This window comes from Polyangium spumosum, from assembly GCF_009649845.1.
Taxonomy (GTDB): domain Bacteria; phylum Myxococcota_A; class Polyangia; order Polyangiales; family Polyangiaceae; genus Polyangium; species Polyangium spumosum.
This window is the reverse complement of the sequence record NZ_WJIE01000011.1, coordinates 148,506-157,532: the sequence shown is the minus strand read 5'-3', so window position 1 is coordinate 157,532 and position 9,027 is coordinate 148,506. Positions and strand designations below refer to the sequence as shown.

6 protein-coding genes are annotated in these 9,027 nt (G+C 61.1%); 1 reads left to right on the top strand and 5 read right to left on the bottom strand.

The features are described from left to right. Positions 1-20 precede the first annotated feature (20 nt). Positions 21-1,634 (bottom strand): hypothetical protein, encoded by a 1,614-nt coding sequence (locus GF068_RS31375; RefSeq protein ID WP_153823192.1) that lies wholly within the window; start codon positions 1,632-1,634, stop codon positions 21-23. 12 nt (positions 1,635-1,646) lie between these two features. Then, a complete protein-coding gene (locus GF068_RS31370; protein ID WP_153823191.1) occupies positions 1,647-2,834 on the bottom strand; it encodes a GTPase domain-containing protein in 1,188 nt (395 codons plus the stop codon). A 240-nt stretch (positions 2,835-3,074) separates the two neighbouring features. On the opposite strand from GF068_RS31370, the gene GF068_RS31365 reads away from it, so the two are divergent. Continuing rightward, the gene (locus tag GF068_RS31365) at positions 3,075-5,657 is read left to right on the top strand and encodes a DUF2169 family type VI secretion system accessory protein (RefSeq protein ID WP_153823190.1); all 2,583 of its coding nucleotides are present in this window, start codon (positions 3,075-3,077) and stop codon (positions 5,655-5,657) included. Positions 5,658-5,685: 28 nt separating this feature from the next. Here GF068_RS31365 and GF068_RS31360 read toward each other — a convergent pair whose 3' ends face one another. From GF068_RS31360 to GF068_RS45575, 3 genes are all read right to left on the bottom strand, one after another. Next, positions 5,686-6,315, bottom strand: coding sequence for a hypothetical protein (locus GF068_RS31360; protein ID WP_153823189.1), 630 nt, complete (start codon positions 6,313-6,315; stop codon positions 5,686-5,688). A 131-nt stretch (positions 6,316-6,446) separates the two neighbouring features. Further along, on the bottom strand, positions 6,447-7,109 hold the full coding sequence (locus GF068_RS31355; RefSeq protein ID WP_153823188.1) for a hypothetical protein: 663 nt from the start codon (positions 7,107-7,109) through the stop codon (positions 6,447-6,449). 11 nt (positions 7,110-7,120) lie between these two features. Further along, on the bottom strand, positions 7,121-8,920 hold the full coding sequence (locus tag GF068_RS45575) for an RHS repeat domain-containing protein (protein WP_338046644.1): 1,800 nt from the start codon (positions 8,918-8,920) through the stop codon (positions 7,121-7,123). Between the last annotated feature and the right edge of the window lie 107 nt (positions 8,921-9,027).

The following is a 9,027-nucleotide window of genomic DNA, read 5'->3' as shown; positions in this document are numbered from 1 at the left end:
ACTTCAAATGCGCACCAGTGTCACCGTAGCTTCCCCCCAATAATCCCCCCGCCCTTCTTCGTCGCCCCGCCCTTCTTCGTCGTCCCGCCCTTCTTCGTCGTCCCCGTTCCACTCGGAGCACCACTGGGCACCATGCTCGGCGCCCCACTGGGCACTGTACCTGCTGTCATCGTATCCACGGGCGGTGTGGGTGTCGTCACCGTCCCCGCCGGCTGCGCACTCGCCGCCGTGCCGGCTACAGTTGCGCTCGGCGCCAGCGTAGGCACCATCGTCGCCGTTGGTGCCCCCGTCGCCCCTGTCGCTTCCACCCCTGGCCCATTTCCCTGCGTCGGGGTCGGCGCCGTTCCAAACCAAACCGCCGCAATCAGCCCCAGCACCGCCACGACCACCCCAAGCCCCACGATCGGCATGAACTGCCGTCGCGGCTTCTTCTTCAGCTCCGCCGCCAACGTCGGCTTCGCGAGCGTCTCTCCCGTCCCCGTCCCCTCTGCCTTCGATACGACCTGTACGATCCCAAGCCCCTCCGCATTGCCCTTCGCCGGCTCCGCGTTGGCCTCCACCGCCGGCTTCGCCCACGGCCGCGCCCGCTGCTCCTCCGCCGCCATCGCCGGAGGCCTCACCGAGCCCGTCCTCCCGCTCGATGTCGACGCCGTCGCCGCAGCCGACATCGCTACCCCCGAGCTCCCGCCCGCCTGCCGCGCCATCATGTGACGCCAGTTCAGCCGCAGGTCGGGCATCTGAGAAATGCGCACCTCCTGCGCCCCGAAGAGCTGCTCCGCAATCTCCCGCGGGTCCTGCGGAACCTGGTCGATGTGCACCAGTACGACGTCCGGCGGCTCCTGCACAGCATCGCGCTCGGGGATGAACCGCACCGTCAATCCTCCGAGCACGTCCTGCTCTCGGCCGTTCGTGATCGCCGTCCATCGAACATCGGACTCCACGAGCACCTGCGCGATCCGCGCCGCGCAATGTGCGAGCACTTCGAATGGCGCCTGGTCCGGATACACGACCACCACCCGTCGCGGCGGGGTTGCGTTTTCCACCGTATAGCGCAATCCAAGCCCGCTCGGTGATGGCGCCGGCAGGTCATCGAAGTCCTGGATGTATCCCCGGATGACCTGTTCCACAGCATCAGAGCGTTGCTGCACGGCGGAGACATAGGTGTGATACCAGCCGCTTCCTTCTGCCCTCGATTCCTGGTCCGGCAGGAGCTTGTGATAAAACGCTATCGCTGACCCATAAACAGCTCCGCCATCGAGATGCCGATCGACGCAAACGATCGAGTGGCAGAACGGCGGATCCTGCCTACCCGCGTGATCCTGCGCTCCCTTGATTCTCAACCCAAAGACGAACGCAACGCCACCGCGTCCCGGCTCATATTGCGTGTCATCTCGCGACAAATTTGCGATGGCGAACGCATACGCCGCCCCCTGACGCGGCTCGATATACTTCACGATCCGGGCAAGATGGCTGAAATGCTGTTGCGTCAGCGTGCCTTGAGGGATCGCCGGTTGGTAGATGAAATCGATCTGATGCCGCGGCACGTTGCCGTGCAGGAAGTGATACCAGACCGCATCCGGCGGCCCCTGGTACGTCAGCGCCTGGTATTCAGCGGAAACAACGTGCGAATCCATGAGGCCCTCGTCTCACGCCTTGCGCGGCGGCGTCAAATGACCAGGCAAGGGTGTTGTCGTGTCACTGGGAGCCTGCGAGCCACCATCCGGCATCTTCATCGTGGCTCGCTGGAAAGCTGGACGCGCAGGCAACGCACCGAACCCGAGGCCAGTACCATTCGTTGATGTCGGCTGCGCCGCGGGAGCCGCGTTCGGCATGGGCGGCGGCTGGAACTGAGGCGCAGGTGCCGCCTGTGGAGGTAGCGCGGGTGGCGCTTGCGGTGGTAGCGCAGGCGGCGCGAAGTTCAGCCTCGGCGCGCGAAGCTCTTGCTTGATGCGCTGGAGGAGCTGCGAGTCGTACGCGTTCTTCGGCAGGATCCTCTCGACGAAGTGCGAGAAGAGCATGTGCGTCGAGTGCCCGTAGCTCGCGGACCCGACGAACACCTTCACGTCGATCTTCATCGAGAACTTCTGGAGGCTGTCGATGAGCGGCTGATAGAGCTGCTTGGCGTGTTCCTCGACCTGCGCAGGCGTGCCGGCGATGAGGTCGCTCTTGTTGATGAAGAGCACGACGGTCTTGCACGAAGCCACCGTCTTCGGGCTGAAGAAGTAGCGCAACGCCTGCGGCTGGAACTCCTCGAGCTGCTCGGTGACGCGCGCCATGTCCACCTCCTGCGCGTCCTTCCCGCCGAGATCGACGACGATCAAGAGCCCGTGGATCTCCTCCACGATGAGCTCTTGCAGCGCGTCGACGATGTGCTCGCCGCCCCAGTCGTGCACCTCGAAGACGTGCTCGACGAGCTTGTCCTTCTCGCGCACGTGGCTCACGCTGCGTTGGTAGCGCTCGATCTTCGTGCCTTCGATCGTGCCGAGATCGGTGAGCGGGTTCGACCACTTGAGCGTGAGCGACGTCTTGCCGGTGGCCTTCATGCCGAGCGTCAGGATCCGGTAGACCTTGCTCTCGATCTTGGGCCGCTTCTCGAGCTCGACCTTGGTCCAGTTGAGCTCTTCCTCCATGCCGTCGAGCCAACCGACCTTCTTCTGGTCCTCGGCTTCGAGCGTGGCGACGCGTGACTTCAGCGTGCCGATCTCGAGCTGCGCGGCTTCGTACTTGCCCTCGATCTGCTCGAGTTCCTCGTTGAGCTTCGACGCGCGAAGGCCGAGGACGATGAGGAACACCACGAGGGCTGCGACGATGATCCCGACGATGATGAAGGTCATTCTCGGCTCACGTGTAGAACCCCGACGCCGAGAGCCCCCCGGGCCCGCCGACGTTCGGACTGTGGAACCTCGCTCATAACACACTGCGGCCCAGAAACGGAAGGAAGAGCACCTGGAAGACCTGGCCGGGTGCAGCCTTCACTTCCTCGGAGAGGGTGCGAGCGGACGGGAGCGACTGGAGTGGTCTGGCGTGCAGGATGGTGCTTACCGTCGGCGAGCGAGGCTGGTAGGTTGACAAGGATGGATGTCGTTTCGACTTGCCCGCTTTCGGCGTGGGGATTCGTCTGGCAAACGAGCGCGGGAGCGACCGCGCAGACGGTCGTCGTCAAAGCGACGTTTCAGCTCACGCCGGGTGAGTCGGTGCTCGCGAAGGAGCAGGACGGGGCCGTCGAGGAAGACGAGTTCTGGGACGACGACCCGACGCGGAGCGTGCGCGTCGCGAGCGACAAGGTTCCCTACAAGGCGCGGGCCGACGTGATGCTCGTGGGGCACGCGTATGCGCCGGAAAAGCAGCCGGTGCGATCGCTGCCGGTGCGGCTCGTGGTGGGCGAGCTCGATAAGTCGATCGAAGTGTGGTGCGATCGCGTGTTCCGAGCGCAGGATGGGCAGCTTCTCGAGGGGCAGCGGTTCGTCAAGATGCCTCTGCGATGGGAGCGGGCCGCGGGCGGGCCGGAGACGAACAATCCGGTGGGAGTGCGCTTCGACGCACCGCCGAACTCGTTCGGCATGATCGCGATCCCGAACCTTCAGCCGCCGGGGATATTCGTGTCGCAGCGTTCGGACACGTTCGTGCCGGTGTGTTTCGCGCCGATTGGGGGAGGCTGGCCGAGCCGGGTGGCGAAGCTCGGGCCGCTGGCGGGGGCGTTCGCGTCGCCTGGGTGGGAGACGCGACCATTGCCTCAATTACCTGATTATGGGTATTTCCAGGCTGCACCTCGTGATCAGCAACTGGTGGAAATCCGGCCAAACGAGCGACTTGTCCTGGAAAATTTGCATCCGGAGCATCCGAGGCTGGTGACGAGCTTACCCGGGATATCGCCGAAGGTAAGCGTAGAGCGGGCGACTGGCGAGCGGGAGAGCGTGAAGCTCGTGGCCGACACTCTGTGGATTGACACGGATCGCGGAGTATGCGTCGTGGTTTGGCGGGGCATGATTGGGCTACGGCACGCTGCGGAGGCGGGGCGGATCGTGGTGACCCTCGATGGGGAGGTGGTCGAGGAGCTCGACGACGAGGACCTGCTGAAGACCATCCCCCCCGCGGCGGTAAAGGGAGCGGCAGCGGGAGGCGCGGATGAGGACGACCTCGCTAGCATGACGCTGGCGCCTGGGTTTGATCTCTCCAGGGCACTGGCGCCGGTCATGCCGTTTCTGGGGCAGGATAAGCCGCAACCTCCGGCAGCAACGGCGCCGGAATCGAGAGCGGCCGATCCGAGCTTGCCGTTCGGGAACCCCGGGGGATTGGCGGCATTGCGATCGGGCGAGCCGGCCCCCCCACCTGTCTCGGCGGATTCAACGATGTACGTGCCGATGAGGAAGCCGTCGGCGCCGGCCATACCAGCGGTCGCACCTCCTGTGCCGCCTACGCCGCCGGTGGTGAATCCACCGCCGCCCGTGGCGCCGCCGCCGATGGTGACGAGGCCGCCGGTGGTGGATGCGATTGCGCCACCCATTGGGCCCAGTGCGTGGAGCGCTGGCGCGAAGGAGACCACACCTGCCCCGACCCTCGGTCAAATGATGGCGCAGGCGCAAAGTGAAGCGCCGAAGGCAAAGGAGGCTCCTCCCGCGCTGGCGATGACGGCGGCAAAGCCGGAGGTCGCGCCGCCGGCGGTCGTCGATGAGGCGGCAGCGAAGCGGGGCTGGAAGCCGGTGGGGGCGACGAGCGGCGATGGGAGCAAGGGGCCGCCCCTGTCTCCGAATCCGGTCCTTTCGGGCGCTGCCGCGGCCTCGGATGCTGCTGCGGCGGCGGCGAAGCCGAAGGATGGCGGGGACAAGAAGGCGTACGCGTCGACCGCGCCCGTGTCACCTCCCAAAGCGGTGATCGAGCTGCTTTGGTACGATCCGGCCGCGCTGCCACGGATCCGACGGCAGCCGGGGTGGAAAGAGGTCCTCGGACAGATCAAGGGGAAGGCGTTCGAGGACGAGCTCTCCGGGGATTCGCCGCCGGAAAAGAGGCAAGAGGCGCGGGACCGACGTGACGTGGCGGGGCTACTCGCTCGTGGTGACGCGGTGGACATGGCGGGAATCCAGGCGGCACTTGCGAACGCGGTCACGGAGGACGGAACATTCGTGCCGCCGCTGGTACTGGTGGCAGGAGATCTTGAGTTCCCGTTCGACGAGTTGGAGACTTTGAAGGCGAACATGGCCGCTCTGGCGCCGCTCGCCAGTGGAGACAAAGCGCTCAAGGAGCAGCTCGATACGACGGAGGAACTGTTAAAGACGCCCTGGTTGAAGGGGGCGAGTGGGATTGCGGAGGGGCTGACAGCGAAGTTGAAGGAGGTGTTCGGGCGCGGAAACCGGGTGTTACCGCCGAGGTATCTGGAGGGGCACACGGAGAGGATGTTGCTCGAGCAGCGGGCGTATCAGAAGAGGACGGTGCTCGGGAAGACATGTATCCGGAGCTTGTTGCACGTGCCGGGGGTGCAGGGTGGGGTGCCGGTGTATTTGCCGGAGGCGCTGGGGCAGGAACTGCCGGCGTTTCAGCGGTTTGCAGTGAGGATGGTGGGAGAGGTCAGAGGGAGGGTAGAGCAGTACGAGGGGCAGGAGGTAGCGGTGAGGGGGGTGGGGGTGGGGAGGGCAGTGGCGCTAACGATGAGGAGGGTGTGAACGGGAGATACGCCCCATTAGCTCGTCACTAACTCCGTCGAGGCATAATCTCGCCGCGAAGCGCGGACTTAATATTTGGCGGGGTTGCCATGTCGTATTGAACGAGCAACTTCCTCGCCGCAACAATCTCCAGCATTCCAGCGGTGATATCTGTTTGACTGGAGCCAGCCATCTGTATAAGATGCAATCGAAATTCGTCGAAGCTGCCGATGATTTCCACGCACCCCGCTGAACCCCAGCCAATGTTTGCCAGACTCACGGGGCCGGCATGAATTAGGAAATGTTTGCGAACCTTAATGGAACCGAAGAACGCTGACGTTGTATTGCGAACGGTGTAGTGCGGATTGTAGTGCAACACGTGCTGCTTCTTGTGGAAATGGATTCCGGAATTGACCCATCCCTTTGTATCCGCCTCGTGGCCCGGTTCAGGCATCTTGGGATCGTTCCAGTACGGCATGAAGCGGAGAGCAGTCCACTCTCTTCGCTGGGGCTTACCATCAGCATCCGTTCCGTCAAGAAATACTTTGTAAACTGGCACCTCGTAAAGCTCGTGCAATCCGTTGTTGTCGTAATCCTTGTCGGGATACGACTTTGCAAGGTAACGGTCGCTGGTCTGAAGGCTCGAAACGGTGATGAGGACTTCGCGTAAATTGCTCATGGCCCCTCACTCCCTTCGTCAACTTGCCACCCATCCACGTCGAATGCCTTTGCCGGGCAGAACATTCAGCCTCAATGATCCTACTCCCTCGTGCAGAACTGACCCATGTGGACTTCCAGTGGGCGAATCGTTCAATACTCGCTGACTGCCATCAATGTTGTTACTACCGCATAAGCTGTGCCGGCGGTTACGGCATGCCGCTCAGGAGGCAGGAGTGGAGAAACCTCATCGCATGTAAGAAGCAGTCCACGTGACCCTGGGAATGAGAAGACACTCAGACAGTTGTCCAACGTGACGTCCGCCGACAAGAGTATTGGGAACCTCATGCAGAGGCTCTCCAAATCCGCGGGCGAGAACTCGTCAGGTCTCACGCTAAATAGCTCGCTCCAGGAGTCCTGTACGCCGCAGAAGACGTCCAGCACGAACCACTCGATCGTAACGCGACTCGCAGCCCAATCGAGCCTCGATTCAATCCATGAGACATCGGTGTCGTAATCGATCTCTGTGTTTAGTGCGATTACTGACACATTGTGTCGCTGTAGCGCTATAACCAACTCATCGTTTTCGAGTTGGTGATCGCGCACAAGCACCCTCTTCGGGGCTAGGTGCTGACTTTCGATAAGAACTGCTGCTTCTCTCCCAACGTAGGCGGTGAGATCAATGGCTGACATCGCAAGGTCATCAGTTCTTGCGGTTGGGCTCTCCACAATGAGCACCGAGTCGCAAGGCAGTTGTCCGAATCTATCGCGACTGGGTGCCGTGGCGATGCCGCTGACAACGATAAGCTTGGGCATTGCTATGCGCCTCATGGATAGTGTATGATTTTCGATTTATCTTTCGGATCAGGGATGTACGTTTTTGGATCGACTACCTTGATCTTCCCCTGCGTTGATGTCGATATCTTATAATATGAACCACCATGCCGCCCACCTCCTGGGTGTACCTCAATGTTCGTAATTTCCGGATGTCCCTCAACTCGGATCTGTTGCGACAGCTTGGAGCCACGGGTCGACTGCTCGACCTTCACCTTGTATCCTGCCTTCCGAAGTTCGTCAGCGATCTCGTCTGCACTTTTGCCCCAAATCGACTTCGGATTTTTCAGTATATTTCCGTTGGGCGTGCGCGCTCCTCCACCAATACGCAACTTGCCGGACAACCACTGCCCTACTCGCGTCCGGCTGATCCACTGACCCGCTCCATAGAGCAGGGGGGCGAGTACTGCCGAAGCGATACTGCTAATACCTACGCACTCCCAACAGATTCCTTCTCGACTGTCCAATACCTCTGAGGTAAGACTTCCTGAAAAGCCAGACAGGAAGCCCCATTTAGCAAGACCGACATATAGTGGCAATCCAACCGTACCAGCCGCGGCCAGCATTGCTGCACCATAGGCGAATATGGCGCCACCTATCGCTCCTCCGATAGCTGCTGCAAGGATGTCGCGCCATGAGCCATGACAGTACCAAGCTATAGCACCACCAATGATAGCACCAGCCGCCGCTCCGATCAGAACTGCGACGAGCGGGAAAGTGCCTAAAGGATCGATACGATTCCACGGGTCGTTAGCAGCGTAGCTATAGTTTGTGGCTCCATAGCGCATCCAGTGAGGATCGAGTGAAAGGTAGGTCCGTAACCATGGACAATAGTACCGGGCAAGATTGTAGTGTAGGCCGGTCTCTTCGTCCTCGTACTGACCCACGAGCCGCCACGGCTGGCGAATCTTTGCGATATGTACTTCTGGGACGCCGAACGAATCATATACTGCTGCCCAAACGAGCTCACCCGTATCGTCAAATACGCGCGCGGCTGCGCCGCGCGCGTCGGTATGAATCCAATAGGTGCATCCATTTTCGCGAAAAACAAATGGCGTCGAATCGTCCGGCAAATAAATGTATTCCCGGGACCACCGAACTTCACCGTCCTCGAGCAACTCCTCCCGAACGAGCTGATAGCCTGACCAACCGAATCGCCACGTCCTTTGCCCATCAGTCTTGGCGATCCGTCTGCCGAGGGCGTCGTACTGATATTCAACGACCTTGCCACAAGGCAGTCTGGTTTCCTTGAGCAATCCACCCGCGGTGTAGCTACAAGATATTCGACCGCTCGAGGACGGGATGGTCGTGATGTTGCCGTTTGGGTCGTAGTCGATGCGATGATCACCGCGACGCAATGGCTCGTCCATGGTACCGATATCAATGTAGATGCCACAGTCGTATATCAAATTTCCTTTGGCGTCGTAGTCATATTCACGCACTCTTGCTCCAGTATGTCCGTCGAGTTCGCCCAGTACCCGACCCTCACGGTCACACACAATCTGCCTTGAAGAGCGCTGGTGGCCAGACTCTCCCCATGATTCAGACGTTGCCACCAGACGTTCGCAATTGTCGTAATCGACCGTCGACTGCCATACGCGCCAGCCATCGGCATCAAGAAGCTCGGAGCGAATGACGCGCCCTTGCTCGTTGTGAGTCAACAACTCCGTGGTGGCAGTACCCCGCTGAACAACTACTTTTCCACGGTCTGGTTCATACGAGATCTTGCAAAGGAGCTCTCCCTGTACTCGAACGTCTATCAGCTCTCCGTGGATACCGTAGGCGTAATCCACTAAGTAGCCGTGATCATTCTGTACACTCCGTAGTCGACCGTCGATGTCGTATACGTATGACCATGAAGTGCTTTGTGATGCTTCTGAGACGCGGTTCCCTTGGGAGT

Bases quoted from the DNA above. Each gene is read 5' to 3' on its own strand.
- GF068_RS31365 (WP_153823190.1), top strand. From the start codon at position 3,075: ATGGATGTCGTTTCGACTTGCCCGCTTTCGGCGTGGGGATTCGTCTGG.
- GF068_RS31355 (WP_153823188.1), bottom strand. From the start codon at position 7,109: ATGCCCAAGCTTATCGTTGTCAGCGGCATCGCCACGGCACCCAGTCGC.
- GF068_RS31360 (WP_153823189.1), bottom strand. From the start codon at position 6,315: ATGAGCAATTTACGCGAAGTCCTCATCACCGTTTCGAGCCTTCAGACC.
- GF068_RS31370 (WP_153823191.1), bottom strand. From the start codon at position 2,834: ATGACCTTCATCATCGTCGGGATCATCGTCGCAGCCCTCGTGGTGTTC.
- GF068_RS31375 (WP_153823192.1), bottom strand. From the start codon at position 1,634: ATGGATTCGCACGTTGTTTCCGCTGAATACCAGGCGCTGACGTACCAG.